Source organism: Roseovarius atlanticus, from assembly GCF_001441615.1.
GTDB classification, from domain to species: Bacteria; Pseudomonadota; Alphaproteobacteria; order Rhodobacterales; family Rhodobacteraceae; genus Roseovarius; species Roseovarius atlanticus.
The window spans coordinates 334,705-361,195 of the sequence record NZ_LAXJ01000003.1 but is presented as its reverse complement, the minus strand read 5'-3'; the positions used below and the strand labels follow the sequence as shown (position 1 = coordinate 361,195).

At 63.9% G+C, this 26,491-nt stretch carries 27 protein-coding genes; 12 read left to right on the top strand and 15 right to left on the bottom strand.

Annotated features, from left to right (window positions below; genetic code table 11):
* The first annotated feature begins 30 nt into the window (after positions 1-30).
* Positions 31-1,386, top strand: coding sequence for an oxygen-independent coproporphyrinogen III oxidase (gene hemN / locus XM53_RS05155; protein ID WP_057790944.1), 1,356 nt, complete (start codon positions 31-33; stop codon positions 1,384-1,386).
* 6 nt (positions 1,387-1,392) lie between these two features.
* On the opposite strand, the gene XM53_RS05150 is transcribed toward hemN, so the two are convergent.
* From XM53_RS05150 to greA, 6 genes are all read right to left on the bottom strand, one after another.
* Complete coding sequence (locus XM53_RS05150; protein ID WP_057790942.1) at positions 1,393-1,809, bottom strand: GNAT family N-acetyltransferase; 417 nt, start codon at positions 1,807-1,809, stop codon at positions 1,393-1,395.
* On the bottom strand, positions 1,799-2,461 hold the full coding sequence (gene tsaB / locus XM53_RS05145) for a tRNA (adenosine(37)-N6)-threonylcarbamoyltransferase complex dimerization subunit type 1 TsaB (protein WP_082630753.1): 663 nt from the start codon (positions 2,459-2,461) through the stop codon (positions 1,799-1,801). Before tsaB ends, XM53_RS05150 begins: the two co-directional genes overlap by 11 nt.
* Before the next feature lie 7 nt (positions 2,462-2,468).
* Positions 2,469-3,029, bottom strand: a complete 561-nt coding sequence (locus XM53_RS05140; RefSeq protein WP_057790939.1) for a NifU family protein — start codon at positions 3,027-3,029, stop codon at positions 2,469-2,471.
* A gap of 94 nt (positions 3,030-3,123) precedes the next feature.
* Complete coding sequence (locus XM53_RS05135) at positions 3,124-3,579, bottom strand: universal stress protein (RefSeq protein ID WP_057790937.1); 456 nt, start codon at positions 3,577-3,579, stop codon at positions 3,124-3,126.
* A gap of 74 nt (positions 3,580-3,653) precedes the next feature.
* Positions 3,654-4,670: a hypothetical protein gene (locus tag XM53_RS05130; protein WP_057790935.1), complete on the bottom strand. Its 1,017-nt coding sequence runs from the start codon at positions 4,668-4,670 to the stop codon at positions 3,654-3,656.
* Between the two features lie 38 nt (positions 4,671-4,708).
* Complete coding sequence (gene greA / locus XM53_RS05125; RefSeq protein ID WP_057790933.1) at positions 4,709-5,179, bottom strand: transcription elongation factor GreA; 471 nt, start codon at positions 5,177-5,179, stop codon at positions 4,709-4,711.
* Between the two features lie 283 nt (positions 5,180-5,462).
* Here greA and XM53_RS05120 point away from each other — a divergent pair, with 283 nt between their 5' ends.
* The 3 genes from XM53_RS05120 (at position 5,463) to XM53_RS05110 (ending at position 9,765) form a co-directional block, all read left to right on the top strand.
* On the top strand, positions 5,463-7,109 hold the full coding sequence (locus tag XM53_RS05120) for an electron transfer flavoprotein-ubiquinone oxidoreductase (RefSeq protein ID WP_057790931.1): 1,647 nt from the start codon (positions 5,463-5,465) through the stop codon (positions 7,107-7,109).
* 120 nt (positions 7,110-7,229) lie between these two features.
* On the top strand, positions 7,230-8,942 hold the full coding sequence (locus XM53_RS05115; protein ID WP_328586659.1) for a tetratricopeptide repeat protein: 1,713 nt from the start codon (positions 7,230-7,232) through the stop codon (positions 8,940-8,942).
* Positions 8,929-9,765: a 4-(cytidine 5'-diphospho)-2-C-methyl-D-erythritol kinase gene (locus tag XM53_RS05110; RefSeq protein WP_057790929.1), complete on the top strand. Its 837-nt coding sequence runs from the start codon at positions 8,929-8,931 to the stop codon at positions 9,763-9,765. Before XM53_RS05115 ends, XM53_RS05110 begins: the two co-directional genes overlap by 14 nt.
* A 7-nt stretch (positions 9,766-9,772) precedes the next feature.
* Here the strand turns inward: XM53_RS05110 and XM53_RS05105 are convergent, their stop codons facing one another.
* On the bottom strand, positions 9,773-10,774 hold the full coding sequence (locus XM53_RS05105) for a polyprenyl synthetase family protein (RefSeq protein ID WP_057790927.1): 1,002 nt from the start codon (positions 10,772-10,774) through the stop codon (positions 9,773-9,775).
* A 57-nt stretch (positions 10,775-10,831) separates the two neighbouring features.
* Here XM53_RS05105 and XM53_RS05100 point away from each other — a divergent pair, with 57 nt between their 5' ends.
* The 3 genes from XM53_RS05100 to XM53_RS22390 all read left to right on the top strand — a co-directional run bounded on the left by XM53_RS05100 (position 10,832) and on the right by XM53_RS22390 (position 12,081).
* Positions 10,832-11,053, top strand: a complete 222-nt coding sequence (locus XM53_RS05100) for a putative signal transducing protein (protein WP_057790925.1) — start codon at positions 10,832-10,834, stop codon at positions 11,051-11,053.
* Positions 11,050-11,805 (top strand): tRNA1(Val) (adenine(37)-N6)-methyltransferase, encoded by a 756-nt coding sequence (locus XM53_RS05095; protein ID WP_057790923.1) that lies wholly within the window; start codon positions 11,050-11,052, stop codon positions 11,803-11,805. The genes XM53_RS05100 and XM53_RS05095 overlap by 4 nt, the downstream gene beginning before the upstream one ends.
* A 111-nt stretch (positions 11,806-11,916) precedes the next feature.
* Positions 11,917-12,081: a YdcH family protein gene (locus XM53_RS22390; RefSeq protein ID WP_082630751.1), complete on the top strand. Its 165-nt coding sequence runs from the start codon at positions 11,917-11,919 to the stop codon at positions 12,079-12,081.
* Positions 12,082-12,131: 50 nt separating this feature from the next.
* Here the strand turns inward: XM53_RS22390 and XM53_RS05090 are convergent, their stop codons facing one another.
* The 5 genes from XM53_RS05090 to XM53_RS05070 all read right to left on the bottom strand — a co-directional run bounded on the left by XM53_RS05090 (position 12,132) and on the right by XM53_RS05070 (position 17,245).
* The gene (locus tag XM53_RS05090) at positions 12,132-13,070 is read right to left on the bottom strand and encodes a transcriptional regulator GcvA (RefSeq protein ID WP_057790921.1); all 939 of its coding nucleotides are present in this window, start codon (positions 13,068-13,070) and stop codon (positions 12,132-12,134) included.
* A gap of 299 nt (positions 13,071-13,369) precedes the next feature.
* Positions 13,370-14,092 carry an acetoacetyl-CoA reductase gene (gene phbB / locus XM53_RS05085; RefSeq protein ID WP_057790920.1) on the bottom strand — a complete coding sequence of 241 codons (723 nt, stop codon included), beginning with the start codon at positions 14,090-14,092 and terminating at the stop codon, positions 13,370-13,372.
* A gap of 108 nt (positions 14,093-14,200) precedes the next feature.
* The gene (locus XM53_RS05080) at positions 14,201-15,028 is read right to left on the bottom strand and encodes a patatin-like phospholipase family protein (protein WP_057790918.1); all 828 of its coding nucleotides are present in this window, start codon (positions 15,026-15,028) and stop codon (positions 14,201-14,203) included.
* A gap of 71 nt (positions 15,029-15,099) precedes the next feature.
* Entirely contained in the window at positions 15,100-16,275 is a 1,176-nt protein-coding gene (locus tag XM53_RS05075) for an acetyl-CoA C-acetyltransferase (protein ID WP_057791280.1), read from the bottom strand.
* 130 nt (positions 16,276-16,405) lie between these two features.
* Positions 16,406-17,245, bottom strand: a complete 840-nt coding sequence (locus tag XM53_RS05070) for an EAL domain-containing protein (RefSeq protein WP_057790916.1) — start codon at positions 17,243-17,245, stop codon at positions 16,406-16,408.
* 113 nt (positions 17,246-17,358) lie between these two features.
* On the opposite strand from XM53_RS05070, the gene XM53_RS05065 reads away from it, so the two are divergent.
* The 5 genes from XM53_RS05065 to XM53_RS05045 all read left to right on the top strand — a co-directional run bounded on the left by XM53_RS05065 (position 17,359) and on the right by XM53_RS05045 (position 21,605).
* Positions 17,359-17,937, top strand: coding sequence for a DNA-3-methyladenine glycosylase I (locus XM53_RS05065; RefSeq protein ID WP_057790914.1), 579 nt, complete (start codon positions 17,359-17,361; stop codon positions 17,935-17,937).
* Between the two features lie 76 nt (positions 17,938-18,013).
* The gene (gene ilvD, locus XM53_RS05060; RefSeq protein ID WP_057790913.1) at positions 18,014-19,771 is read left to right on the top strand and encodes a dihydroxy-acid dehydratase; all 1,758 of its coding nucleotides are present in this window, start codon (positions 18,014-18,016) and stop codon (positions 19,769-19,771) included.
* Between the two features lie 8 nt (positions 19,772-19,779).
* Positions 19,780-20,352 (top strand): hypothetical protein, encoded by a 573-nt coding sequence (locus tag XM53_RS05055; RefSeq protein WP_082630749.1) that lies wholly within the window; start codon positions 19,780-19,782, stop codon positions 20,350-20,352.
* A gap of 99 nt (positions 20,353-20,451) precedes the next feature.
* The gene (locus XM53_RS05050) at positions 20,452-21,222 is read left to right on the top strand and encodes a DUF6478 family protein (protein WP_057790910.1); all 771 of its coding nucleotides are present in this window, start codon (positions 20,452-20,454) and stop codon (positions 21,220-21,222) included.
* Positions 21,223-21,233: 11 nt separating this feature from the next.
* Positions 21,234-21,605, top strand: a complete 372-nt coding sequence (locus XM53_RS05045) for a hypothetical protein (RefSeq protein WP_057790909.1) — start codon at positions 21,234-21,236, stop codon at positions 21,603-21,605.
* 417 nt (positions 21,606-22,022) lie between these two features.
* Here the strand turns inward: XM53_RS05045 and XM53_RS05040 are convergent, their stop codons facing one another.
* The 3 genes from XM53_RS05040 to mutL form a co-directional block, all read right to left on the bottom strand.
* Positions 22,023-22,874 (bottom strand): hypothetical protein, encoded by an 852-nt coding sequence (locus XM53_RS05040; protein ID WP_057790907.1) that lies wholly within the window; start codon positions 22,872-22,874, stop codon positions 22,023-22,025.
* 442 nt (positions 22,875-23,316) lie between these two features.
* Complete coding sequence (locus tag XM53_RS05035) at positions 23,317-24,552, bottom strand: DNA recombination protein RmuC (RefSeq protein WP_057790904.1); 1,236 nt, start codon at positions 24,550-24,552, stop codon at positions 23,317-23,319.
* Positions 24,549-26,411, bottom strand: coding sequence for a DNA mismatch repair endonuclease MutL (gene mutL, locus XM53_RS05030; RefSeq protein WP_057790903.1), 1,863 nt, complete (start codon positions 26,409-26,411; stop codon positions 24,549-24,551). The genes XM53_RS05035 and mutL overlap by 4 nt, the downstream gene beginning before the upstream one ends.
* Positions 26,412-26,491 lie beyond the last annotated feature (80 nt).

The window sequence follows — 26,491 nt, the reverse complement described above, 5'->3', positions numbered from 1 at the left end:
TTCGCTCTTCCTTGTGACTATTCTAACGGCATGATTGACCGAGAACAACTCCGCAGACTGGGCCTGTTCGACGCGAATGTACCGCGTTACACAAGCTATCCCACGGCCCCGCATTTTTCCGAATCCGTCGGGCCGTCGACCATGCGGAACTGGATCTCCAATATCGCACCGGGCAGTGCAATCTCGCTTTACCTGCATGTGCCTTTCTGCCGCAGGTTGTGCTGGTTCTGCGCCTGCCGGACACAAGGCACCAAGTCGCTCTCGCCCGTCGCCGCCTATGTCGAGATGCTCAAGGCCGAACTGGCACTTCTCAAAAGCACGCTGCCCGACGGCGTCACCCTGTCGCGCCTGCACTGGGGCGGCGGCACGCCGACGCTGCTGTCGGCCGACCTGATCACCGACCTCGCCAACGCCGTGCGCGACGCCGTGCCGTTCGGCGACGACACCGAATTCTCGGTCGAGATCGACCCGAACGAGATCGACGCCCCCCGGATCGAGGCGCTCGCCGCCGCGGGCATGAACCGCGCCTCCGTGGGCGTGCAGGATTTCGACGACGTGATCCAGCAGGCCATCGGCCGTATCCAGACCTTCGACATCACCCGCGACACGATCGACGCTCTGCGCGCCGCCGGCGTGCGCAGCCTCAACGCCGACATCCTCTATGGCCTGCCGCACCAGACCAAGGCGCGCATGGTTGAAAGCGTGCAAAAGCTCCTGTCGCTCACCCCCGACCGCGTGGCGCTTTACGGCTATGCCCACGTGCCCTGGATGGCCAAGCGGCAGCAGCTTATCCCGTCCGACGCGCTGCCCACGCCCGAGGAACGGCTGGAGCTCTTCGAATCCGCCCGCCGCCTCTTCGTCTGGGACGGCTACAAAGAAATCGGCATAGACCATTTCGCCACGCCCGAGGACGGGCTCAGCATCGCGAAAAGACTGGGCCGCCTGCGCCGCAACTTTCAGGGCTATACCGACGATACGTCAGAGGTGCTCGTGGGTCTGGGGGCCTCGTCGATCTCGCGCTTCCCGCAAGGCTATGCCCAGAATGCCCCCGCCACCGGCGCCCATACCGGCGCCATCCGCGAGGGCCGCTTCTCGACCAGCCGGGGACATGTCTTCAAAGGGCAGGATCTTCTGCGCTCCCGTCTGATCGAGGCCGTCATGTGCGATTTTCGCATCGACGCGGGCGAGATCTGCGAAACCTTCAGCATGTCGCGCCTAGCCGTGCGCCAGATGCTGGAGCCGACGGCGCGCGCCTTCGAAGGACTGCTCGATCTCAGCAACGAAGGTCTGTTCATTCCTCCCGCGGCGCGCCCCCTAACCCGCATGATCGCCCGCAGTCTCGACACCTACGACCTCAGCCGCGCCGGCCACAGCCCTGCGATCTGAAACGCCTCAGGACAAGAGTTTTTCCAGCACCAGCGCATCGACCGGGCCACCCTCGGGCCGGGCGTAGTACCGCTTGCGCCGCGCCAACTCGGCGAAGCCTTCCGAAAGGTACAGCGCCAGCGCCGCCGCGTTATCCGCCGCGACCTCAAGGAACAACCGTTCAGCGCCGCGCGCCCGCGCCTCGGCCTCGAAAGCTCGCAGGCAGGCGCGACCGCGCCCTTCGCGGCGTACGTGCGGATCGGTCGCAAGGGTCAGAAGTTCGGCTTCGCCCGCCACCGCCTGGCCCATGGCAAAACCCTTGTCGTCACCGGTGACAAAGATATGCGGGCGCTCCAGAAGGTCGCGAAACTCTGCCGCGCTCCATCCACGACCCTGTCCCGCAAAGGCGCGGCCGTGCAGCGCGGCCAGCGTCTCAGGCGTCATCAAGGATGACCGGGGGCGCCTCGCGCGACGGCGCGGCATCCGCCGGTTTCAGATAGAGCGGCGCAGGCGCGGCGATCTCGCCGCTCATCCGCTTCGCGGCGATTCGGGCGATGGCGGATGCGGTGGCATGTTTCGGCGCGACCGCAGTGGCGCCGATCCGTTCGGCCACCGCCTCTGCCGCCGGGCCGACACAGACCAGCCCTGGCTCACCAAGCGCCGGGTCGATTGCATCCATCGTCAGAAGGGCCGGCGCGACAGGCCGCCTGGTTCCGAACCCCTGCACATATAACTGCCCCAGCGGCGCATCCCGCGTGGCCAGCACCGGACCGTCCTGCCCGAAGGCCACCGCCTCCAGGATGCTCACGCCCACCGCCGGGATATCAAGCGCCAGCGCAAGACCCCGCGCCGCCGAAACCGATATGCGAATGCCCGTGAAATTGCCCGGCCCCGTGCCCACGCCGATCGCGTCGAGGTTCGCCCATTCCGCACCGGCTGACGAAAGCACGTCTTCCAGCGCCGGGAAAAGCGCCTCCGCCTGTCCCTTGGCCATATCGGACGAATGTTGCGACAGAACCTCCTGCCGTGAAAGCAGCAGCACCTCCAGCCATGGGCCGGAGGTGTCAAAGGACAGGATCAGCGATGCGTCTGTCACGAGCGTCTCAGACGCCGACAGGGCGCACCTCGGTCACTTCAGGGATGTAGTGGCGCAGCAGGTTCTCGATGCCCATCTTCAGCGTGATGGTCGAAGACGGACAGCCCGCGCAGGCCCCTTGCATGTGCAGATACACGACGCCACGCTCGAAGCCGTGAAACGTGATGTCGCCGCCATCCTGCGCCACCGCCGGTCGCACCCGCGTATCCAGGAGCTGCTTGATCTGGTCGATCACTTCCGAGTTCTCACCTTCGCTGGCGGCGTGGCCCGATTCGGCGGCCTCGCCCGTCATCACCGGCTGACCCGACTGGAAATGCTCCATGATCGCGCCCAGGATCGCGGGCTTCACATGGTCCCATTCCACTGCGTCCTGTTTGGTGACGGTGACGAAATCGTTGCCCAGAAACACGCCTGTCACGCCGTCCACACCGAACACGCGCGCGGCAAGGGGCGACTTGTCAGCACCCTCCGCCGATGGAAAATCCGCCGTTCCCGTTTCCAGCACGGTCTGGCCCGGCAGGAACTTCAGCGTGGCTGGATTTGGGGTCGATTCTGTCTGGATGAACATTGCGCGCCCTTTCGAAACTGTTGGTCAAGATATGCGCAGGGGCGCTCGCCCTGTCAAGGTTTGGAACGATTCTAAATTCTGCTGCGGCGGCGGCTCAGGTTATCGCCTCCAGCCTTTCCTTGCTCAGATCGCCCGGCACGATGGTGATCGGGATGGGCAACCCGCCCGAGTTCTTGGACAATTGCGACACCAGCGGCCCCGGCCCCTTCTTGTCGGCGCTGGCGCCCAGCACCAGCACGCCGATCTCGGTGTCCTCATTGACCTGCGCCATGATCTCGGACACCGGCTCGCCTTCGCGGATCACCAGTTCCGGGTCGATGCCCTGCTTGTCGCGCATCCACTTGGCGAAGACCTCGAAATGCGCGTGGATCCGCTCGCGGGCCTCCTCGCGCATGATGTCGCCCACGCCGATCCAATGGTTGAACTCCTCGGGCGGAATCACCGCCAGGATCTCGACCCCGGCCTGCGTGTTCTTGGCGCGCATGGCGGCGAACCGCATGGCGTTCAGGCATTCGCGGCTGTCATCCAGCACCACCAGAAACTTGCGCATGGTTTTCCCTTCATCTTGCGGCACTCATATTGACGGGTTCCGGGGTGTCGGGCAACAGCCGAGTTCCGGCAATCTCAGTCGAACGTGCCCGCCACGCGCCCCACCAGCATGAAGGCCCGCGCCGTGCGCGTGTCCGACATCTCGGACATTTCGGCATCCGTTGCGGTTTCCGCGAACTGGCTTATGGTGCGGTCGAAAATCCGCAGGAAATGATGTGCCGCATCGCGAAAGATCGTGTCCTGCTTCATCCGCGCCGCCGTCAGCGCCAGCGACGACCGGTCCCGCACGCCGCCCAGCGCCGCCACGGCCCGGCCCCGTTCTCCGGCGGCAAAGCGGCGCCACACCTCGGGGCGGGCCATGTCGGGGCGCAGATCGTCCATGTATATGCCGTCCTGCGACAACAGTGTCAGCACGTCCTGGCTGGCCTGGATCAGCTGCGCGCTCTGCCGGACCTTCAGCGCCCGGCGCAGCGCGGCAAACCCTTCCTTGTCCTCGGCGGTTTCCGGGAAATTCAGCGCCCTGATGAAGTCCGCCGTGGCCAGCGGCGGGGCCATGTCCTCGGGCGGGGTGCCAAGGGGCAGCGCCACCTGGTCGGTCCCGGCCTCCGCCGGGGCCGCCACCGGCGCGGGACGCGGGGCAGTGGCCTGCCGCACGGTCGAAAAAGTCGCCAGTGCCGTCTCGGTCTTGCGCTGCGCCGCCGCGATCTCTTCCAGCTTTTTGGCAACCGACGGCTGCGCCACCTCGTGCGCGGCCTGGCTTTGCGCCACATAGGCCTGGCGGATCGCGTCGATGGCGGTTTGCAGACGCCGGCTTTCCTCGCGCATCACCTTGCTCGATCGTGCCGCCGTCGCCGCCACCCAGATCATCGCCACCGGCATGAAGATCGCCAGCAGGATCACCACGAACTGCAGCGCCCCGCCGGAGTTGGAGAACATGCCCATCGGCTCCAGCACCAGAAAGAACACAGCCGTCCCGCCAAGCCACAGGATCGTCAGAACCAATGCTACCACCTCGACGCCCGTGACCCTGTCCTTGCGGGGCCGGTCATAGACGCCCAGCGGGGTCTGTGGGGCTTGCGGTCGGTCGGTCATCGGTGAACCTGATTAGCGGTGAACCTGGCAAGGCCGGGTCAGATATATTCGACCTTCAGAACTTCGTAGGACTTGTCGCCACCGGGCGTGCGCACTTCTACGCTATCGCCCTCCTCCTTGCCAATCAACGCCCGCGCAATCGGCGATTTTACGTTCAACAGGCCCTTCTCGATATTGGCCTCGTATTCACCCACGATCTGGTACGACTTTTCGTCGTCCGTATCCTCGTCCACCAGCGTCACCGTCGCGCCGAACTTGATCGGACCCGAGAGTTTCTTGGGGTCGATCACCTCCGCCAGGCTGATCGCACCTTCCAGCTCCTTGATGCGGCCCTCGATGAAGGACTGCTTTTCCTTGGCCGAATGATACTCGGCATTCTCCGACAGGTCGCCATGCTCGCGCGCCTCCGAGATGGCCCGGATGATGGCGGGGCGCTCGACGGATTTCAGCTGTTTCAATTCCGCGTTCAACGCGTCGAAACCGTCCTGCGTCATCGGGATCTTTTCCATGACCTGTCCTTCTTTGCTGTCCCTAGTATCACCAAGGGGCCGCCCTTGCGCGACCCCGTTCCCTTCTCAACACGTGCGCGACAGATTGACCCGACCTTCCCCGCCAATGCAAGTGGGTCCTGACCGCCGCCCGCGCAATCGCGCCGAAACTTGCGCCTTTTTGACGCTTTTGACCGTCTGTTACGTCGTGTTCGAATTGACCTTGCGCAACCCCGCGCGATAACCAGTTGCGAAGTTTCTTACGCGGGCCGGCCACGCGCCGGACGACCAGGAGAGGACCAAGATGACCCAAGTCGAACGCGAAGCCATGGAATACGACGTCGTGATCGTCGGTGCGGGGCCCGCGGGCCTCAGCGCCGCGATCCGCCTGAAACAGCTCGACCCCGAGCGCGAGGTCGTCGTGCTGGAAAAAGGCTCCGAGGTGGGCGCGCACATCCTGTCGGGCGCGGTGCTCGATCCCTGCGGCCTCGATGCGCTGATCCCCGACTGGAAGGAAAAGGGCGCGCCGCTGAACGTGCCGGTGAAAGAAGACAACTTTTACATGCTTGGTGAGGCGGGCAAGGTCCGCATCCCCAACTTCCCCATGCCGCCGCTGATGAACAACCACGGCAACTATATCGTCAGCATGGGCAATGTCTGTCGCTGGATGGCCGAACAGGCCGAGGCGCTGGGCGTCGAGATCTTCCCGGGCATGGCCTGCTCGGAGATCGTCTATGGCGAAAACGGCGAGGTCAAAGGCGTCGTCGCGGGCGAATTCGGCAAGAATCCAGACGGCACCCCCGGCCCCGGCTACGAGCCCGGCATGGAACTGCACGGCAAATACGTGTTCCTGTCAGAGGGCGTGCGCGGCTCGCTCTCCAAGGAGGTCATCGCGAAATATGACCTCTCAAAAGGCAAGGAGCCGCAGAAATACGGCCTCGGGATGAAGGAAATCTGGGAAATCGACCCGGAAAAGCACCGCGAGGGCACCGTGACCCACACGATGGGCTGGCCCCTGGGCAAGAACGCGGGCGGCGGGTCGTTCATCTATCACCTCGACAACAATCAGGTCTATGTGGGCTTCGTGGTGCACCTGAACTACCGCAACCCGCACCTTTACCCCTACATGGAATTCCAGCGGTTCAAGCATCACCCGGTGGTGGCCGACCTGCTGAAAGGCGGCAAGCGCGTGGCCTATGGCGCCCGCGCCATTTCCGAGGGCGGGTACCAGTCCATGCCCAAGATGGTCGCCCCCGGCGTCGCCCTGCTGGGCTGCTCGGTCGGCATGGTCAACGTGCCGCGCATCAAGGGCAACCACAACGCCATGCTGTCGGGCAAGGCCGCGGCCGAGGCCGCGCACGAAGCCATCGAGGCCGGCCGCGCCAGCGACGAGCTGTCGAACTACGAGAGCGAAGTCCGCAATGGCGCCATCGGCGCCGACCTGAAAAAGGTCCGCAACGTCAAACCTTTGTGGTCCAAGTACGGTCTCACCGCGTCGCTCACGCTCGGCGGCCTCGACATGTGGACCAACACGCTGGGCTTTTCCTTTTTCGGCACGCTGGGCCACGGCAAGAACGACGCCGAGGCGACCGAACCGGCCAGCAAGCACGCCGAAATCGACTACCCGAAACCCGACGGCAAGCTCAGTTTCGACCGGCTGACCAATGTCAGCTTTTCGATGACCAACCACGAGGAAAGCCAGCCTGCCCACCTCAAGCTGAAGGACCCCAAGATCCCGGTCGAGGTGAACCTGCCCAAATACGCCGGCCCCTCCGCCCGCTACTGCCCGGCAGGGGTGTACGAGTTCGTGGAAAAGGACGGCGAGCAGCAGTTCGTCATCAACTTCCAGAACTGCGTCCACTGCAAGACCTGCGACATCAAGGACCCGGCCCAGAACATCAACTGGACCACGCCGCAGGGCGGCGACGGGCCGAACTATCCCAATATGTAAGCGGCAGGCGAAATCACGCGGATACCGAGGGCGGCAAATTGGCCGCCCTCATTGCGTTGGACCGCCGCTCATACTACCTTTGCGCAAATCATCGACCGCACAGGCAGGGAGCCCATACCCGTGAAAATCCTGACCGCAGGCGCCATCGCCGCGCTCTTGCAGGGCATTGCGTTGCCCGCACTGGCCGATATCAACGTCGGGGCCTATCTCGCGGCCCGTCAGGCCCGCTATCAGAACGACTTTGACGCGGCGGCCCAGTATTACAGCCAGGCGCTGATCCGCGACGCGGCGAACCCCGTGATCCTCGAAAGCACCGCGATCGCCTTCATGGCGCTGGGCGACATCGACCGCGCCGTTCCCGTGGCCCGCCAAATCGAGGAACAGGACCTGCAAAGCCAGGTCGCCTTCATGGCCCTCATCGCCGAGGACGTGGCCGCCGGCAACCACGACGCCGTGATCGAGCGGATCGAGGGCGGCCAGGGCGTGGGCCAACTGGCCGACGGGCTGATCATGGCCTGGACCGAACTGGCCCGCGGAGATGTCGACGCGGCCCTCGCGCTTTTCGACGAGGTCTCCGAGGAGCGCGGCCTGAAGAACTTCGCGCTCTATCACAAGGCGCTGGCCCTGGCCTCTGTCGGTGATTTCGAGGCGGCAGAGGCGATCTTCTCGGGCGGCGAAGACGACGCGCCGCTGCAACGCACCCGCCGCGGCACCCGCGCCTGGGCCGTGACGCTCAGCCAGCTGGAGCGGAACGACGAGGCCATCGCCCTGCTGGACGACGCCTTTGGCCCCAATGCCGACCCAGAGATCCTTGCCCTGCGCGCGGAACTGGAAAGCGGCCTGCCCGTGGCCTTTGACATGATCTCCGGCCCCAAGGACGGCGTGGCCGAGGTGTTCTTTTCCATCGGCCAGGCCCTCTTGGGCGACATGGGCGACGACTATACCCTGCTTTACGCCCGCGTGGCGCAATACCTGAACCCCGATCATGTTGATGCGATCCTGATGTCGGCGGAACTGCTGGAGTCGCTGGAACGCTACGAACTGGCCACGCAGACCTACAAGAGCGTCCCGCGCGATCACCCGTCGTTCACCGCCGCCGAGATGGGCCGCGCCGAGGCGCTGCGCCGGGCCGACAAGATGGACGCCGCCATCGAGGTGCTGGAACAGCTGCGCGATTCACACCCAGAGCTGCCGATGGTCCACGTTGCTGCCGCTGACCTCTATCGTCAGAGCGAGCAATACGACAAGGCGGTCACCGCCTATGACAATGCCATCGACCTTCTGGGCGAGGCGCAGCCTGGCCACTGGTTCGTCTACTATGCCCGCGCCATCAGCCATGAACGGCAAGATGAGTGGCCCGAGGCCGAGGCCGATTTCCGCAAGGCGCTGGAACTGAATCCCGAGCATCCGCAGGTGCTGAACTATCTCGGCTACTCGCTGGTCGAGAAACAACAGAAGCTGGACGAGGCGCTCGACATGATCGAACGCGCCGTCGAAGCCCAGCCGGATTCAGGCTATATCGTCGACAGCCTCGGCTGGGTGCTCTATCGGCTTGGCCGCTACGACGAATCCATCGGCCACATGGAACGCGCCGCCGAACTGATGCCGGTCGACCCGGTCGTGAACGATCACCTGGGCGATGTCTTGTGGGCCGTGGGCCGCGAGATCGAGGCGCAGTTCCAGTGGCGGCGCGCCCTGTCCTTCGTGGACAAGGAAAACCCTTCACCCGATGTCGATCCAGACCGCATACGCCGCAAGCTCGAGGTCGGCCTCGACGTGGTCTTGCAGGAAGAAGGCTCACCCCCGCTGGAGGTCGCGGATGACGGCGGCTGAGGGCTTCGCCCCGGCCAAGATCAACCTCACGCTGCACATCACGGGCCAGCGCGACGATGGTATGCACCTGCTCGATTCGCTGGTGATGTTCGCCGATGTGGGCGATCACCTGACCGTTGCGCTGTCAGACACGCCGCGCCTGTCCGTCACCGGCCCCATGGCCCGCGGCGTCCCCGAGGATGAAAGCAACCTCGTGCTGCGGGCCGCGCAGCTGATGGGCGTCAGCGCCGACATCACGCTGGACAAACAGCTTCCCCATGCCGCCGGAGTAGGCGGCGGTTCGTCAGACGCGGCCGCGACCCTGCGCGTGCTCTCTCGCCTGATCGATACGCCCATCCCCGACGATGTCACGCCGCTTGGCGCCGATGTCCCCATTTGCCTTGGGAACGGCGCGGCACGGATGCAGGGGATCGGCGAAAAGATCGTCGCGGCCCATGACCTGCCCTGCCTGCACGCCGTCCTGATCAATCCCGGCGTCCCGATGCGCACGTTCGATGTCTTCGCCGCGCTGGTGCAGAAGAACAACACCCCGATGCCCGGCGAAGTCCCGGCCAATCTCGGCGCAATCGAGTTCATCGACTGGCTGCGCGGGATGCGCAACGACCTTGAATATCCCGCCATCGCCATGGCACCGGCCATCTCGCAAGTGCTGGGCGCGCTCAGCGTCACGGCGGGCTGTCGCCTCGCCCGGATGACCGGCTCGGGCAGCAGTTGTTTCGGGCTCTACACAGGCGAGGAAACGGCCCGCGCCGCCGAAGGGCGCCTGAAAGAAGAGAACCCTGGCTGGTGGATCACCGCCACTCGTCTCAACGCGCATCCCTGACGGAACCCTAGCGGATCCGTGACACCACGTAATCCGACAGCGCCAGCAGCATGTCCCGCACCGGGTGCTCGGGCAATTGCGCCATCGCCGCGTTGGCCTTCGCCGTCCATTGCAGCGCGTCTTCCCGCGTCGCCTCCAGCGTGCCGTGCTTGTTCAGCAGCCGCAGCGCCTCGTCCAGGTCGCCGTCGCGCTGGTCGCCCTTCTCGATGGTCCGCGCCCAGAAGGCGCGCTCGCTCTCGTCGGCCAGCGCCACCGCCTTGATCACCGGCAGGGTCAGCTTGCGCTCGCGGAAATCGTCGCCCACATTCTTGCCGGTGGCCTTGGCGTCGCCCTGGTAATCCAGCAGGTCATCGACGATCTGGAACGCGATGCCCAGCGCATCGCCGTAATCGAAAAGCGCCTGCACTTGATCGTCCGAGACGCCCGCGATCACGCCACCCACCTCGGTCGCCGCCGAAAACAGCGCCGCAGTCTTGCCGCGCACAATCTGAAGATAGACCTCTTCGGTCGTCTTCAGGCTGCGCGAGGCGGTCAGTTGCAGCACCTCGCCCTCGGCAATCGTCGCCGCGGCATTCGACAGGATGTCCAACACCGTCAAGGACCCGGTTTCCACCATCAGCTGGAACGCCCGCGCGAACAGGTAATCCCCGGTCAACACGCTGGACTTGTTGTCGAACAGCAGGTTCGCCGTCGGCCGTCCGCGACGCTGCGCGCTTTCATCCACCACGTCGTCGTGCAACAGCGTCGCGGTATGGATGAACTCCACCGTCGCGGCCAGCTTGACGTCGTCGCGGCCAGCGTAGCCGCACAGGTCCGCCGCCGCCAACGTCAGCATGGGCCGCAAGCGCTTGCCGCCCGCCTCGACAAGATGCGCTGTGACTTCCGGGATGCGCGGCGCGTGGCGCGACGCCATCCGCTCGCGGATCAGGACATTCACCTCGTCCAGCTTGCCCTGCAAGTGCGAGGCCAGCGCTTCATGCGGTTTTGTTGCGGCGTGGTCCAGTCCCATCAAACTTCCCGTCACTCAGGCTCGACAATGCGCGTCCGGTGTCCTTAAGTCGTCCCCATGAAGCATCTTCTCAGCACCACCGACCCGACCGTGATGGCATTCGCCAAGGCTCTGCTTCAGGGCGAGGATATAGACTGCTTTGAATTGGACGTAAACATGAGCATCCTCGAAGGCGGCATCGGGATCTTCCCGCGCCGGCTGATGGTCAGCGAGGAAGATTACTTTCCCGCCCGCCAGACCCTTATGGACAACGGGATCGAGGTCGAGGCGATCTCGTGACGCCTGCGACCACCTGCGACGATTTTCTCGGCGGACGGCTCAAGATCCTGCAACCCCGGGACGGTTATCGCGCCGGCATCGACCCGGTGCTGCTGGCCGCCAGCATCCCCGCGAAACCGGGCGACACCGTGCTCGATCTCGGCTGTGGCGTCGGTGTCGCGGGGCTGTGCCTGGCCCGGCGCGTGCCCGGCGTCGAACTGGCCGGCCTTGAACGCCAGCCGGTCTATGCCGAGCTCGCCCGTCGGAACGGTGTCGCGAACGACCTGCCTTTCGAGGTGATCGAGGGCGATCTTGCCGACATGCCCGGCACCCTCAAAGAGCGCCAGTTCCACCACGTCCTCGCCAATCCGCCCTATTTCGACCGCGCCGCCAGCACCGCCGCCACCGATCCGGGCCGCGAAGGCGCCATGGGCGAGGACACACCTCTTGCAGACTGGGTCGCCGCCGCCGCCAAGCGCACCCGGCCCAAGGGCACCACCACCTTCATCCAGCGCGCCGAGCGCCTGCCAGAGCTTCTGTCCCACGCGGCGCGCCACCTCGGCAGCCTTCAGCTCATGCCGCTGATTCCCCGCCCCGGCAGGGCCGCGCGGCTGGTCCTGCTGCGCGGACGGCGGGGCGGACGGGCCGCTTTCCGGCTGCATGACGGCTGGTGCCTGCATTATGGGCAAACGCACGTTAACGATTCCGAAAACTACACTCCGGCAACGGCTTGCATCCTGCGCGACGGCGGGGAACTGCCTTTCCCGGACTGATTTAGGCAAGTTGTAGCTAAATCCCGCCGCCCGATTTTGCGCACGCAGCGTGACAGATTACATGATTTGTGCTGCACTATCCCGTGCACATCAGAAAGAGGAGACGCATTCATGGCTTTGAGTTCACACGTCGAGGAACTGAAGAAGAAACACCAAGCTCTCTCGGATCAGGTCGAAGCGGCACAGCGTGCCCCGGGCACACCCGACCTCGAAATCTCAAGCATGAAAAAGCAGAAACTCCGACTGAAGGAAGAAATCGAACGACTTTCCCATTAGCATGTCACGCAAAGACTGATCGGGATGCGCCATCGCGGCGCATCTCGTGATCACGCGGGCACCAGCGGCACCATCTGCATTTTCGCCGTCGTTTCGAACCCCTTGGCAGTTTCGGCCAGCATCCATTCTCGGAAAACCTTGATCTGGGGTTTGTCCTCGGCGCCCTTGCGACAGACAAAGCGAAACTGCGCCCCGGCGCTCACCGCCTTGCCATAGGGCGCGACCAGCCGGCCTTCCATCAGGTCCTTGATCACAAGGGCCCGACGCCCCAGCACGACGCCAACCCCCGCCAGCGCCGCGTCCACCGCGTGGTCGCCCTGCGAAAACCGCGGGCCGTGCGGCTCGACCGGGTCAACGCCCATCGCCCGGAACCAGGCCGCCCAGTCGGTCGCCGGATCCAGGAAATCGATCGATTGATCGACGATCAGCACCGCCTCGCGCAGGCTTTCTATCGTCGGATACCGTTCGGCCAGCGTGGGCGTCATCATCGGCGTCACCCATTCCTCGGCCAGCGGCAGCGAATACAGGCCTTCGTCCGCTCCATGGCCGAACCGGATCGCGACGTCGACCTCATCGCGGTCGAAATCCATCAGCCGCAAAGACGCGGTGAACCGCAGCTCGATCTCGGGATGCGCCTGCGCGAACTCGTAAAGGCGCGGCGCCAGCCACTTCGCGGTAAAGGCCGGCCCCGCCGTCACCGTCAGTGTGCTACTGTCCAGCGCCCGCCGTGTCGCCGTCCAAGCCGCCGACAGGGCCGAGAACCCGTCGCGGCACCCGGGCGCCAGCGTGGCCCCCGCCTCGGTCAGTTCCACCGCCCGGTTCAATCGCCGGAACAGCGCCGCGCCCAGATGCTCCTCCAGCGACTTGATCTGGAATGACAATGCGGCGGGCGTCACGTTCAGTTCCGCCGCGGCCTTCTGAAACGACATGTGCCGCGCCGCGGCCTCGAAGGCGCGCAAGGCCGTCAAAGGGGGAAGGCGATCACTCATCTCACTAAAGTATAACTTAACTGACACCCTGAAAAGTCTCGTTTGCGGTCACCTACACAAAGCCTCATATTCAAATCAATCAAGTTTCCCTGAAAGGATCGGCCATGATCGAGACCTCTTTCGACGCCCGCACCCGCGACGCCTATCGCGCCGCCCATTACGAACGAAGCCGCGCTTTCGGCGAACTTCTCGGCTGGCTGGGGCGCAAGTCACCTTCCAGATGATCGTTGCAGGTCTCTGGAAACAGAAAGGGCCGGTTCCCCTGACCGGCCCTTTCGCTTTTCGTGGGTTCGGCCTCCTCAGACGAAGAACTGCGCCCCGTTGGCCGAGATGGTCGAACCGTTGATGAACCCGGCATCGTCCGACGCCAGGAACGCCACGCAGCGGGCGATCTCCTCGGGCTCACCCAGCCGGCCCGCCGGGATCTGACCGATGATCGATTCGCGCACCTTCTCGGGCACCGCCATCACCATTTCCGTGGCGATATAGCCGGGGCAGACCGCGTTTGCGGTGATTCCGGCGCGTGCGCCTTCCTGCGCCAGCGACTTCACGATGCCAAGATCACCCGCCTTGGTCGCGGCATAGTTCACCTGCGCGAACTGCCCCTTCTGGCCGTTGATCGAGCTGATGACGATGATGCGCCCGAACTTGCGTTCGCGCATTCCCGGCCAGACCGGGTGAACTGTGTTGAACACGCCCGTCAGGTTGGTGTCGATCACGTCCTTCCACTGGTCCGGCGTCATCTTGTGGAACGGCGCGTCACGGGTGATGCCGGCATTGGCCACGACGACGTCGATCGGCCCCAATTCGGCCTCGACGGTCTCGATCCCAGCCTTCGAGGCGTCGTAATCGGCCACGTTCCATTTATAGGTCTTGATGCCGGTCTCGTCGGTGAATTTCGCCGCGGCTTCGTCGTTGCCCGCATAGGTGGCGGCCACTTCATAGCCCTCCTCCTTCAGTTTCTTCGAAATGGCCTCGCCAATACCGCGGCTACCGCCGGTCACAAGGGCAACTCTCGCCATGGGAACTCCTCCAGTCTTTGTGTTAGTGTTGGTTTGTTTGGTAACTTTGCTACTGATCCCGCGAGCAAAGCGCAACAATGTTACGCGATTCTTTTTGCCGCGCGGCGCTCATCTGCCATTCAGATAGGCCTCTGCATCGCGCTCGCCCAGCGCCCACGTCTCGCGCAGCTTTTGCGGGTCGGTAAAGTCTATCTTGTCGGCCGGCGTCTCGTCGGACGGCCAGACATATATCCTACCCGGCACATTCGGCAGGTTCTTGTATTGCCGCGTCAGCAGCACCAGCGTCTCGCCTTTGTCCGGGTCGGGCAGCGGCGCCTGGTCAGCCATGCCGCCATCGACCACGCGCCGGTCGCCCCAAAGCGGCGGTTCGAACACCGGCGGAATCACCGCCGCCGCATTCACCAGTTCCACCAGCCGCCCGTCCCGCGCCGCCTGGTTGGCATCGACCAGTTGCGAGGTCAGGCCCATCTTCTCGGCCCAGTCGAAATGCGGGCTGCCCACGACATGCAGTTCCGCCTCATAGGCCGCGGCCAGCGCCGTGCCAGTCATGGTCGGATTTCCGTTCGACGGCGGATGCGCGATCTGGATCTGAAAGGCCGGGCCGTTCGCGACGGCCTCGCAAGCCGCCTTGTCCAGCACCGTTTCCACAACGTCGCAATAGATCCGTTGATGCGGAGTGATCCCGTCCTCGTCGGCGGCGAACAGATCAAGGTTGTGGTCGCGCGTCTCGAACGCATCGCACATCACGTCCAGCAGCCGATGTTCCTGCCCCGCGATCCAGGCCGCCCCGGCCAAAGCGCCGCCACTCACCCCGGTCACCCGCTCGGGCGTGAACTTGCGCTCGGCCTCCAGCCGCGTCAGGAAACCGCCCTGCCAGAAACACCGCAACCCGCCGCCGGAAAACACGATCTGCGGAGGGTTGTCGGGCAACGTCATCTGGGCTGTCCTCGGGTTCGGATGGAAAAACAGGCCCCGCAGGGCCTGTCATGTCGTCTCGAATCAGCCGCTTACGGGCGTTCAATGCACATCGCCACACCCATGCCGCCACCGATGCACAGCGTGGCGAGGCCCTTTTTGGCATCGCGGCGCTTCATCTCGAACAGCAGAGTGTTCAGAACGCGGCAGCCCGACGCGCCGATCGGGTGGCCGATGGCAATTGCGCCGCCGTTCACGTTCACGATCGACGGGTCCCAGCCCATGTCCTTGTTCACGGCACAGGCCTGCGCTGCGAAAGCTTCGTTGGCTTCCACCAGGTCCAGGTCATCGACGCTCCAGCCCGCCTTTTCCAGCGCCTTACGGCTGGCATGGATCGGGCCCACGCCCATGATCGACGGGTCCAGCCCGGCTGTCGCGTAGGAGGCAATCCGCGCCAGCGGCTCGATCCCGCGCTTCTCGGCATTCTCGGCGCTCATCAGCAGCACGGCGGCCGCACCGTCGTTCAGACCCGAGGCGTTGGCCGCGGTGACCGAGCCGTCCTGCGTGAAGGCCGGGCGCAGCTTCTGCATCGCGTCCATCGTGGCGCCGTGGCGGATGTATTCGTCCTTGTCGACGACCGTCTCGCCCTTGCGGGTCTTGACGGTGAACGGGATCACCTCGTCGTCGAACTTGCCCGCCTTCTGCGCCGCCTCGGCCTTGTTCTGGCTGGCGACGGCGAACTCGTCCTGCTGCTCGCGGCTGATCTGCCACTTCTCGGCGACATTCTCGGCGGTCTGACCCATGTGATAGCCGTTGAAGGCGTCCCAAAGGCCGTCGCGGATCATCGTGTCGATGTATTTCATGTCGCCCATCTTGTGCCCTGCGCGCAGATGCGCGGCGTGGGGGCTCAGGGTCATGTTCTCCTGCCCGCCGGCGGCAACCACATCGGCATCGCCCAGCTGGATGTGCTGCGCGCCCAGCGCCACGGCCCGCAGGCCCGACCCGCACACCTGGTTGATGCCCCAGGCGGCGCTTTCGATCGGCAGGCCCGCGTTCACATGCGCCTGGCGGGCGGGGTTCTGGCCCTGCGCCGCGGTCAGCACCTGGCCAAGGATGGTTTCGGAAACTTCGGACTTGTCGATCCCCGCGCGCTCGACAATGGCTTCCAGGACGGCCGCGCCCAGGTCATGCGCCGGGGTGTTGGCAAACGCGCCGGAAAAAGAGCCGACAGCGGTCCGCGCTGCCGAGGCGATAACAACATTGGTCATAGTGTCCTCCACCAATTCTTGCTGGCCGAGGACCGAAGGGCGGCGCGTCATGCGCGGCCCCCGGATTCCCCGCATCATGCAGGGTGTACCTCAGACGCCGCAACGCGGCAACAGGTGCCGTTGTCACATCTCAGGCCATAGCCGCCACCCGGGCCGCTTCCAGCCAGGGCGGCTGAACGGTGGGCGCGCCAAAGTAGTAGCCCTGAAGGCAATGCACCCCAATATTCTGAAGGAACAGCGCATCATTGGGCCGCTCCACGCTTTCGGCCACCGTAACCATGTCGAACTGCTCGGCAATCGAGATCAGCGCCCGCGTCAGTACCTGGTTATCGGGGTTGTCCGCGATGCCCCGAATGAACTGCCCATCGATCTTGAGGATGTCGAAGTAGAAATCCCGCAGGTAGCGGAACGAAGTATACCCGGCCCCGAAATCATCCAGCGCGAAACTGATACCTTTCTTTTGCAGGTCCGCCATGAAATTGACCACCAATTCCGGCACCAGCATGGCCGAGCTTTCCGTGATCTCCAGGATCAGGCGCTCGCCCACCGTCGGGTCCTGCCCCAGCCCGCGTTTCAGCGTCCGCATCCAGCGCGGATAGCCGATGGACCGTGCCGACATGTTGATCGACAAGCGGATATCGGGATGCTCGCGCAAGGTGCGGATCCCCTTTTCCAGGGACAGGCAATCAATGATGCGTCCCGTCTCCATCGTCTCGATCACGTCGATGAACTCCCGCGCGGGAATGATCCGGCCCGTTTCATCCAGAACCCGCACCAGACCCTCGTAGAAGGCCGGGCGGTCCTGTCGCCCGGATGGCACAACAGCCTGATAGGCCAGCATCACGTGGCCGTGCCGCACCGCCTCCTCGACCATCTGGATCACCGACTGGTCCCGCGCCGACACCGCATAGGCCAGGGGGTTGTGATGCCCCACCGGTACGTTCGCCCACTTCAATCTCTTTTCACCCATGAATCTCTCCGTACTCCACCGCTGCCCAATAAGCGCCACGCAGTCTAAGGAATTGTTAAAAGGGGCATTTGAGTCATACTGTCCGCAACAGGCGAAACCGGGGGTCTTGCACCATGGAAAGATGCGGCTGGGTCGGCTCCGATCCGATCTACGAGGCCTATCACGACACCGAATGGGGCGTGCCCGAATGGGACAGCCGCGCGCTGTGGGAAAAGCTTATCCTCGACGGGTTCCAGGCCGGTCTCAGCTGGATCACCATCCTGAAGAAGCGCGACAGCTTTCGCGCGGCATTCCAAGGCTTTGACCCGTATATCATCGCCACCTGGGGCGAGGATGACGTGCAGCGCCTGCTGGGCGACCCCGGCATCATCCGCCACCGCGGCAAGATCGAGGCCACCATCGGCAATGCGCGCGCCTGGCAGGTGATCGAGGCCGAGCAGGGGTTTGACACCTACCTGTGGTCCTACATGGGGGACGCCCCCTTGCAGAACCACTGGACCAGCCTGGCCGAGGTGCCAACCGAAACCGAAATATCCCGCGCAATTTCGAAAGATTTGAAGAAACGCGGCTTCAAGTTCTGCGGCCCCACCATCGTTTACGCCTTCATGCAGGCCGTCGGCATGGTCAACGACCACGTCGTCACCTGCCACCGCCACGCGCCCGTCGCGAAGATGGCCACGCCACCGCGCTGAACTTTGCCAGTGCGAAAGCTTGCCCCCGTCGCGGCTCTGGCCTAGACCGGATCCGAAGATTTCAGGGGAGGCCCAGATGACCAAGTTCGACAAAAGCAAACTGCCCAGCCGCCACGTGACCGAAGGGCCCGCGCGCGCGCCGCACCGCTCGTACTATTACGCGATGGGCATGACCGAGGAAGAGATCCACCAACCTCTCGTCGGCGTCGCCACCTGCTGGAACGAGGCCGCGCCCTGCAACATCTCGCTCAACCGTCAGGCCCAGGCCGTCAAGGGTGGCGTGAAAGAGGCCAAGGGCTCCCCCCGCGAATTCACCACCATCACCGTCACCGACGGCATCGCCATGGGCCACGAGGGGATGCGCTCGTCGCTCGCCAGCCGCGAGGCCATCGCCGACACGGTCGAGCTGACCATGCGCGGCCATTGCTATGACGCCATCGTGGGCCTTGCGGGCTGTGACAAGTCGCTGCCCGGCATGATGATGGCCATGGTGCGACTTAATGTGCCGTCGGTCTTTATTTACGGCGGCTCGATCCTGCCGGGCAAAGCCCCCCAGATAGACGAGATCCCCGAGGAATTCCGCACGCGCGACCTGACCGTGCAGGACATGTTCGAGGCCGTTGGATGGAACCAGAACGGCACCATGTCCGACAAGGCGCTCGACGCGCTCGAACGCGTCGCCTGCCCCTCGGCGGGTGCCTGCGGCGGCCAGTTCACCGCCAATACCATGGCCTGCGTGTCCGAGGCGATTGGCCTTGCCCTGATGAACTCGTCGGGCATGCCCGCACCGTACGAATCGCGCGACCAGTATGCCGAGGCGTCGGGCCGCGCGGTTATGGACCTGCTGGAAAAGAACATCCGCGCCCGCGATGTCGTCACCCGCAAGTCGATGGAAAACGCCGCGCGCGTCGTCGCCTGCACCGGCGGCTCTACCAACGCAGGCCTGCACTTGCCCGCCATCGCCCACGAGGCCGGGATCGAATTCTACCTCGACGATGTCTGCGAAATCTTCCGCGATACCCCCTATTTCGTCGACCTGAAACCAGGCGGTCAGTACGTCGCCAAGGACCTTTACGACGCCGGCGGCATCCCCGTGGTGATGAAGGAACTGCGCAAGGCGGGCCTGATCCACGAGGACTGCATGACCGCCACGGGCCGCGCCATCGGCGAAGAACTCGACCGGATCGAACGCGAGGCCGACGGCAAGGTGATCTATTCCATCGACGCGCCCCTTACCAAGACCGGCGGCGTTGTCGGTCTCAAGGGCAACATCGCACCGCAGGGCGCCATCGTAAAGGTCGCGGGCATCGCGCCCGAGCACCAGGTCTTCACCGGCCCCGCCCGCGTGTTCGAATGCGAGGAAGACGCCTTCGCCGCCGTCCAGAACCGCGAATACGAAGAAGGCGAAGTCATCGTCATCCGCAACGAAGGCCCCGCCGGCGGCCCCGGCATGCGCGAGATGCTGGCCACCACCGCCGCGCTTTCGGGCCAGGGCATGGGCAAGAAGGTCGCGCTCATCACCGATGGCCGCTTCTCGGGGGCCACACGCGGCTTCTGCGTGGGTCACGTGGGCCCCGAAGCGGCCCATGGCGGCCCCATCGCCATGCTCAAGACAGGTGACATGATCACCATCAATGCCATCGAGGGCGAGCTGTCTGTGGACCTGAGCGACGAGGAACTGGATGCACGCAAGAAAGATTGGCCCGGCCCGCGTGAGACGATCTACGCCTCCGGGGCGCTTTGGAAATACGCCCAGCTTGTAGGCGAAACCTACAAAGGCGCCGTCACACATCCCGGCGCCGAAGCCGAGCGTCACGTCTACGCAGACCTCTGACTCGACTCGTGCGATATCTGCACCTGATCTGGCTGGCGGCCCTCGGGCCGCTGGCGGGCTGCGACGGGACCACGCTTGGAACGTCTGGCAAACCAAACGTCGTGCAGGCTCTTTCGCTCTACGATGGCTCGGTCGTGGTGCGCGGCCCCCGTGGCTATTGCATCGACGCGGACAACATCCGCCGTCAACCGTCCAATCGCCTCGTCTTTCTCGGCAGCTGTGAATCGCTCAGCGGCGAACCGGGCGTTACCGTACCGCTTGCCTTCATCGTGGTGAACGTGGCCATCCGCGAGCCGGGCCGCACCCCGCCCTCTGCCGCCACGATCGCCGCCAGCGCCGCCCCGAAAAAGCCGCTGGCCATAGTCGACGGCGACGGACTCGCGCTGGTGCATCTTGATGCCGGTGGCGAACTGGCTCTGCCCGGAGGCGACCCGCGCTACTGGCGCGGTGGCATGGTCATCAACGACCACCTCGTCAGTCTCGCGGTCTATGCGCCCGCCGGCAGCAGCCTGGCCGGCGCATCAGGCCGACGCTTCATCACTGACCTCGCCCGCAGCCTGCGGAGGGCCAGTGCGAAGTAACCCAAGACAATCAATGGATTGTTTCCAAAGTCGGGTTAATGCTATGAAAAGGTCTCAGTGGCAGGCTGTGGCAGGACCAACCGGAAACGATCCACGCATATGGGGCTGAAACGTTCAGGACTGGATTGGCTCGCCCATCGGCGCGACTTGCGGCGGTGGCGGCAAACCGTGCGCGCCGCCACGTCGATGACGCTGGAACAGCTCCGCGCCGAACGCTCCGAAGCGCGGAAATTGCGTTATCATCTCAACGAATTGATAAGTCACGCGGACAACCGCCTCGCATTGCCCATCATCGGCTCCCACGCCTTTCCCAAGCCGCATGGCACCGACTGGTCTTGGCGTCCCGCGATCTGGCGCGAACCTTTGGCAGTGCCGGGCCGATCTTCGGTCCTCAGCAAGACGCAACTGGGGCATGAGCTGACACTGTTTCATGACTGTCAACATTCCGAGCTCACCCTGCGCCAGCTGCGCAACACGCGCGAAGCCGACCTTGCGCCCTTTGGTTTGCGCATGGATGTGTTCAGCTTCGACGGCTCTTTTCTGTCGCTGGTCTTGGACCTGCCCGAGGCCGCCGTACAGGGCCTGAAGCAGCGTCACCTCATTCGCATGGACACCATTGTAGAGATGGAGAAACCGCTGGAAATCTTCGCCCGCCTGAACATCAAGCACGGGCCCAACACCGAACAGATCGTGCGCGAACTGCCGCTGCACGAAGAAGAGATCATGGTCGAATTCGATCTGGCCTACTCGAAACTAAACGAAAAGCGTATCGAACGAGCCTGGATCGACCTTATTTTCGAGAACCCGCAGATGAGCCAGGTCATCCTGCGCGACCTGACCTTCAGCCGCCGGCCACGCGCGGAGTTCTAGGAGGACACCGGATGCAAGAACTGACATTGACCAAGACGCGCCTCTTCGAAGGCGTCTGGGAAGGGGTCATCACCGGCGCCGGCGACCGCCGCCCGGACGTGTCGGTCACGCATTTGCAAGAGACCATTGCCGGGGTCGAAGTGGTCGAGAAACCCGAAGAGCAGGCCTGGGTCCTGCGGGTGCCCATCCCGGCCGACCGCATCGCCGACGGGGTCCAGACCTTCCTGATTTCCGACACCGAAACCGGCGCGGCGCTCGGCAGCTTCTCCATCGTCTCGGGCGATGCGCTGGCCTACGATATCCGGGCCGAGGTCACGCTGCTGCGCGAAGAACTCGACATGCTCAAACGCGCCTTCCGCCGGCATTGCCTGGAAACGATGTAGGGGCGCTTCGCGGGATATTGCTGTCATCAGGGTTACAAGCCCCGCGGCGGCCTGCGGCGTTATTTCCGTGCGGCAAAAGATCAGCGATATCGCAAAGGGCTCACACTTGATGTTCGCAGGGATACCCACCGATCGCCGCTGACGGCACTGGGCTGTCGCTCACCCCAAGATGCATGAAGGCCTTCTTTGCGAGCGGAGCGGACCGTGGGGCGTCTCAGCCAAGCTTCTGCTCGTGGTCCAGACCAGCATATTTGTCTCGATGCATCGAAACGAACACGACGACCGACGTCACCACAGCCAGTTGCAAAGGACGCGTCTCTGCGACCGCTGCACGCTTGCGCCCGCAGAAGGCGTAGCTTTCGGTAGGGCTCTTTCGGAATAGGCAGGTTCAGTGGTGTCCTATCCTCGCCAGCGAGGCTAGCTGGTGGGCTCAAGCGCAAGATCCATGTCTACCTTGGTATCGATGTATACCCCATAAAGAGGGTGCTCGAATGCATGCATGATGAACATGCTGTCATTCCATGGCGCCGGGATGTAGCGCTTCCATGACAGGCCGTTGATCTGGGCGATCTTCTTGGTCGACTTCGACTTGTTGAAGTCTTTTATTGCCAGCAACTCTCCGACGTACTCGCAATGCAGTTCGTTATCTGGGCCAATGATATCGTCGAAATAGCAGTAGACGCGCGGTAGCATCTTCGTGCTTTCGGCATCAAAGATTTTGAACGCCGCCATGGTCGATGAATAAAAATCCAAGTCAAACGATATGAACCCAACAGGCGCCAGATCCTCCCGCTGACCGAACGGCTCGACCGTGTCAGCAACGTCCCCTATCACCAATTGGGCGGTTGTCAGTCTCGCCTCCAGCTTCGGGACGTCCATCTTGAATTGTTCCATCTTCCACGCATAGGGCAGATCGCGGTAGTCAAGCGGCTTGGGCAACCCTTCCCCGATATCAAACCCATAAACGTCTACGCGCACACCGACATCTTTTCCTATTTCAAGCGCCATCGCTTCAAGTGCCAAAAGCCCATTGCCGCCCGCACAGCCAAACTCGATCACGCTGATCGCATCGATATCAAGCGCCTTGGCCTGCATGGCCGCGCGGTGCACGCCATAGGCGAAGTGGGGCCGAGGGTAGGCATCGAAGTTTATTTTTTCTTCGACTGGCGCATTGCCATCGCGTATCAGCCGACGCTGCTTGAACCGCGGCGGGTCAAGCGCAAGCGCGAGGTTTGCGCGCATAGATCTAAGGGAATTTTTGAAAATCATCGTCTAAAGATTCCTTGAAACACTTGATTGGCGACGGAATTGTCGTCTCACCATCGATGTTGGTCAAACGAAGATAGTAAATGTCTAACTTGGTAAGTACATGATCTTGGTCTTGCAAGATTTTTTGCGGCAATCTGGTCTGGGACGCGCACGGTCGCAAGCTCTGTGCGTGCACGGAGTTTTTTTGTTTGAACATTCTACCCGGTATTTTCCCCGGGTCCTGTATGTAAAGACCAAAAGTCATGAAGCCGTCATTAGTTTCATCCGCCCGCGATGCATACGTTACATAGGATTTGTGTCGGCAGTCCGGTTCCGAGGTAACGACGTATCTTCACTCAAATCATCGCAAATTATGGCCTATCGCTCACAGCTGCCGAATGTGCAGGGTGCGGCATCCAGTCAATTGAACGCATAAGCCGACCTTCGCTACTGCGCAGCCAGTTCACCCATCCTTGCCCAACTTCACCACATTCACCGGATCCTCCGGCGCCAGTTCCTCGAAATCGAAATTGTCCAGCTTCGCCGCGCGCTTGCCCGCACGCTCGGCCGCCGTGGAAATCCCTTCCACATCCCGCCGCGCCTGGTCGAAATGCGTCTCCAGCTTGCCCGCGCGTTCCAGCACCAGTTCCACGTCGCGGTGCAACTGCCCCAGCATTTTTCGAATGGCCCCCGCCTGTTCGCGCATCCGCGCGTCCTTCAGGATTGCGCGCATCGTGTTCAGCGTCGCCATGCAGGTGGTGGGCGACACGATCCAGACCTTCTGGGCGAACCCCTCGCGCACCAGTTCCGGGAAATTGGCGTGCAACTCGGCATAGACCGCCTCGGACGGCAGGAACATCAGCGCGCCATCCGCGGTCTCGCCATCCAGAATGTACTTTTCGGAAATATCCCGGATGTGCTTCTTTACCGAGGTCCGCAGGAACTTCGCCGCCTCGTTCACCTCGTGATCGCTCTTGGCGTTGCGCAGCGCCTCGTAGGCTTCCAGCGGGAACTTGCTGTCTATCGCAATCGGCCCCGGCGGGTTCGGCAGATGGATCAGGCAATCCGCCCGCCGCCCGTTCGACAGCGTCGCCTGCAGAGAATAGCTGTCCGACGGCATCGCCTTGGTGACGATATCGGTCAACTGGATCTCGCCGAACGCCCCGCGCGTCTGCTTGTTCGACAGGATATCCTGCAGCGACAGCACGTCGCCCGACAGCTTCGTGATATTGTCCTGCGCCTTGTCGATGGCCGACAGGCGCTCCTGCAAGGCGGTCAGGCTGGTCGCGGTCTGCTTGGACGAGCCGTGCAGCGTCTCGCGCATCCGCTCCTGCATCTCGGTCAGCGCCCTCTGGCTGCGCATCGCGTTGTCCGCCAGCCGGTCCTGCATCTGCTGCTGCACCCCCGCCAGCCGCTGTTCCACCATCTGCGCCAGCTGAGTCTGCCCGCTGGTGGCCGTATCACTGACCATCTGGATCGAACTGCGCAGGCCCTCCTGCCCGTTGGCCAGGCTCTGCACGTTTTGCCCCAGATGCCCCAATTGCTGTGCCAGCGGCTCCGTCGCCCGCGCCGTCCGCGCCGCCGCTCGCAGCGCGAGGATGACCAGCAGCAGGATCAACAGCACCACGGCCCCCGCCGCCAGTGCCGCCATCACCAGAGGATCGTCCAACTGATAGACTGTCTCGCCAATCGTAATCATGTTCGCCCGAACAGCCGCTCGATATCGCTCAGTTTCAGCTCCACGTAAGTGGGCCGTCCGTGGTTGCACTGCCCCGAATGCGGCGTCGCCTCCATCTCGCGCAACAGCGCGTTCATCTCTTCCCCGCTCATCCGTCGCCCCGACCGGATCGAGCTATGACACGCGACGCGGCTCAGGATCGCCTCGATCTTCGCCTGAACGTTCAGGCTCTCACCCATATCGGCCAACTCGTCCAGCACGTCGCGCAGCATCTTGCCCGCGTCGCACGGCCCCAGGATCGCCGGCGTCTCGCGCACCGCGATGCTGCCCGGCCCGAACGCCTCGATCACCAGCCCCAACCGCGCCAGCTCCTCGGCCATGTCCAGCAGAATACCCGCCTCGCCACTGCTCAATTCCACGATCTCGGGGATCAACAGCGCCTGGCTGGCAACACCAGTCTCGGCCATCTGCCGCTTCAGTTTCTCATAGACCAGCCGCTCATGCGCTGCGTGCTGATCGACGATCACCATGCCGGTCTCGGTCTGCGCCACGATGTAATTCTCGTGCACCTGCGCCCGCGCCGCCCCCAGCGGCAGCGATTGCGGCGTGACCGCCTCGTCGGACCTCTCCTCAACCTCCGGCTCAACCCGGCCGGAATATGCGCTCTGCATCTCGGCAAAGCCCGCCTCCGGCGCCTGCATCTGGTAACTCGTCGCCCGCGCCGCCGCCCCGGGCCGGTCCATCTGGTACACCCGTGCGCCGCCCGCCTGCGGCACCGGCTCGGGCCGCATCGCGCCCAGCGTCGCGCCCGCCACGGTGGTCGACGCTCGGTGCCCTGCCTCCGCCAGCGCATGGCGCAGCCCCGACACCAGCAGCCCCCGCGCCACGCCCGGATCGCGGAACCGCACCTCGGATTTCGCCGGATGCACGTTCACATCCACCAGTTTCGGGTCGCATTCCAGGAACAGCGCCGCCGCCGGATGCCGGTCCCGACTGAGGAAGTCATGATACGCCGCCCGCAGCGCGCCATAGAGCATCTTGTCCCGCACCGGCCGCCCGTTGACGAACAGGTACTGCGCCACGCTCGACCCCCGCGAATAGGTCGGCAGCGCAGCATAGCCCGTCATCGCGATCCCCTCGCGCTCGGCCTCGATCCGCAGCGCGTTCTCGGCGAACTCCCGTCCCAGCACCTGGCTCAATCGCCCATGCAGCGCATCGAACAGGTCGCCCGTCTCGGCATCGGCGCGAAAGACAGTGCGCGGCTCGCGCCCCTCGCTAACGTCGCGCAGGGTAAAGCTGACAAACGGCTCGGCCATCGCCAGCCGCTTGATCACATCGCACACTGCCTGCGCCTCGGCCCGGTCGGTGCGCATGAATTTTAACCGCGCGGGCGTGGCATAGAAAAGATCCCGCAGCTCCACCACCGTGCCCCGGTTCAGCGCAGCGGGCTTCACCGCACCGATCCTGCCCCCCGCCACCGTGATCTCGACGCCATCAAAACCCTGCGCCCGACTGGTGATCGTCAGCCGCCCCACCGACCCCAGGCTGGGCAGCGCCTCGCCCCGAAACCCGAAAGAATGGATGTTCAAAAGGTCCGACCCATCAATCTTCGACGTCGCGTGCCGGCTCAGCGCCAGCGGCAGCTCGTCCCCGGTCATCCCGCAGCCATCGTCGCGCACCCGGATCAGCGTCTTGCCGCCATCGGCGATATCCACCTCGATCCGCCCCGCACCGGCATCCAGCGCATTCTCCACCAGCTCCTTCACCGCAGAGGCCGGACGCTCAACCACTTCTCCGGCGGCGATCCGGTTGATGGCCGTCTCGTCCAACTGCCGAATGACAGGCCGATCCTGGCTTATATTGGGGCTGATTTCGTTCATACCGCAATACCTAGCATGACCACGTCCGATTCTGCTAGGCGTGTCTGCCACGATAGGTGCCGCCGACCGTGCTTTTCTCA

Excerpts from the sequence above, each read along its gene's own strand:
- XM53_RS05150 (WP_057790942.1), bottom strand. The coding sequence starts at position 1,809 with ATGACGCCTGAGACGCTGGCCGCGCTGCACGGCCGCGCCTTTGCGGGA.
- mutL (WP_057790903.1), bottom strand. The coding sequence starts at position 26,411 with ATGAACGAAATCAGCCCCAATATAAGCCAGGATCGGCCTGTCATTCGG.
- XM53_RS05070 (WP_057790916.1), bottom strand. The coding sequence starts at position 17,245 with ATGGGTGAAAAGAGATTGAAGTGGGCGAACGTACCGGTGGGGCATCAC.
- XM53_RS05135 (WP_057790937.1), bottom strand. The coding sequence starts at position 3,579 with ATGCGCAAGTTTCTGGTGGTGCTGGATGACAGCCGCGAATGCCTGAAC.
- XM53_RS05120 (WP_057790931.1), top strand. The coding sequence starts at position 5,463 with ATGACCCAAGTCGAACGCGAAGCCATGGAATACGACGTCGTGATCGTC.
- XM53_RS05110 (WP_057790929.1), top strand. The coding sequence starts at position 8,929 with ATGACGGCGGCTGAGGGCTTCGCCCCGGCCAAGATCAACCTCACGCTG.
- XM53_RS05130 (WP_057790935.1), bottom strand. The coding sequence starts at position 4,670 with ATGACCGACCGACCGCAAGCCCCACAGACCCCGCTGGGCGTCTATGAC.
- XM53_RS05100 (WP_057790925.1), top strand. The coding sequence starts at position 10,832 with ATGAAGCATCTTCTCAGCACCACCGACCCGACCGTGATGGCATTCGCC.
- ilvD (WP_057790913.1), top strand. The coding sequence starts at position 18,014 with ATGACCAAGTTCGACAAAAGCAAACTGCCCAGCCGCCACGTGACCGAA.
- XM53_RS05045 (WP_057790909.1), top strand. The coding sequence starts at position 21,234 with ATGCAAGAACTGACATTGACCAAGACGCGCCTCTTCGAAGGCGTCTGG.
- greA (WP_057790933.1), bottom strand. The coding sequence starts at position 5,179 with ATGGAAAAGATCCCGATGACGCAGGACGGTTTCGACGCGTTGAACGCG.
- XM53_RS05080 (WP_057790918.1), bottom strand. The coding sequence starts at position 15,028 with ATGACGTTGCCCGACAACCCTCCGCAGATCGTGTTTTCCGGCGGCGGG.
- XM53_RS05040 (WP_057790907.1), bottom strand. The coding sequence starts at position 22,874 with ATGATTTTCAAAAATTCCCTTAGATCTATGCGCGCAAACCTCGCGCTT.
- XM53_RS05050 (WP_057790910.1), top strand. The coding sequence starts at position 20,452 with ATGGGGCTGAAACGTTCAGGACTGGATTGGCTCGCCCATCGGCGCGAC.
- XM53_RS05140 (WP_057790939.1), bottom strand. The coding sequence starts at position 3,029 with ATGTTCATCCAGACAGAATCGACCCCAAATCCAGCCACGCTGAAGTTC.
- XM53_RS05065 (WP_057790914.1), top strand. The coding sequence starts at position 17,359 with ATGGAAAGATGCGGCTGGGTCGGCTCCGATCCGATCTACGAGGCCTAT.
- XM53_RS05075 (WP_057791280.1), bottom strand. The coding sequence starts at position 16,275 with ATGACCAATGTTGTTATCGCCTCGGCAGCGCGGACCGCTGTCGGCTCT.
- hemN (WP_057790944.1), top strand. The coding sequence starts at position 31 with ATGATTGACCGAGAACAACTCCGCAGACTGGGCCTGTTCGACGCGAAT.
- phbB (WP_057790920.1), bottom strand. The coding sequence starts at position 14,092 with ATGGCGAGAGTTGCCCTTGTGACCGGCGGTAGCCGCGGTATTGGCGAG.
- XM53_RS22390 (WP_082630751.1), top strand. The coding sequence starts at position 11,917 with ATGGCTTTGAGTTCACACGTCGAGGAACTGAAGAAGAAACACCAAGCT.
- XM53_RS05035 (WP_057790904.1), bottom strand. The coding sequence starts at position 24,552 with ATGATTACGATTGGCGAGACAGTCTATCAGTTGGACGATCCTCTGGTG.
- XM53_RS05105 (WP_057790927.1), bottom strand. The coding sequence starts at position 10,774 with ATGGGACTGGACCACGCCGCAACAAAACCGCATGAAGCGCTGGCCTCG.
- XM53_RS05090 (WP_057790921.1), bottom strand. The coding sequence starts at position 13,070 with ATGAGTGATCGCCTTCCCCCTTTGACGGCCTTGCGCGCCTTCGAGGCC.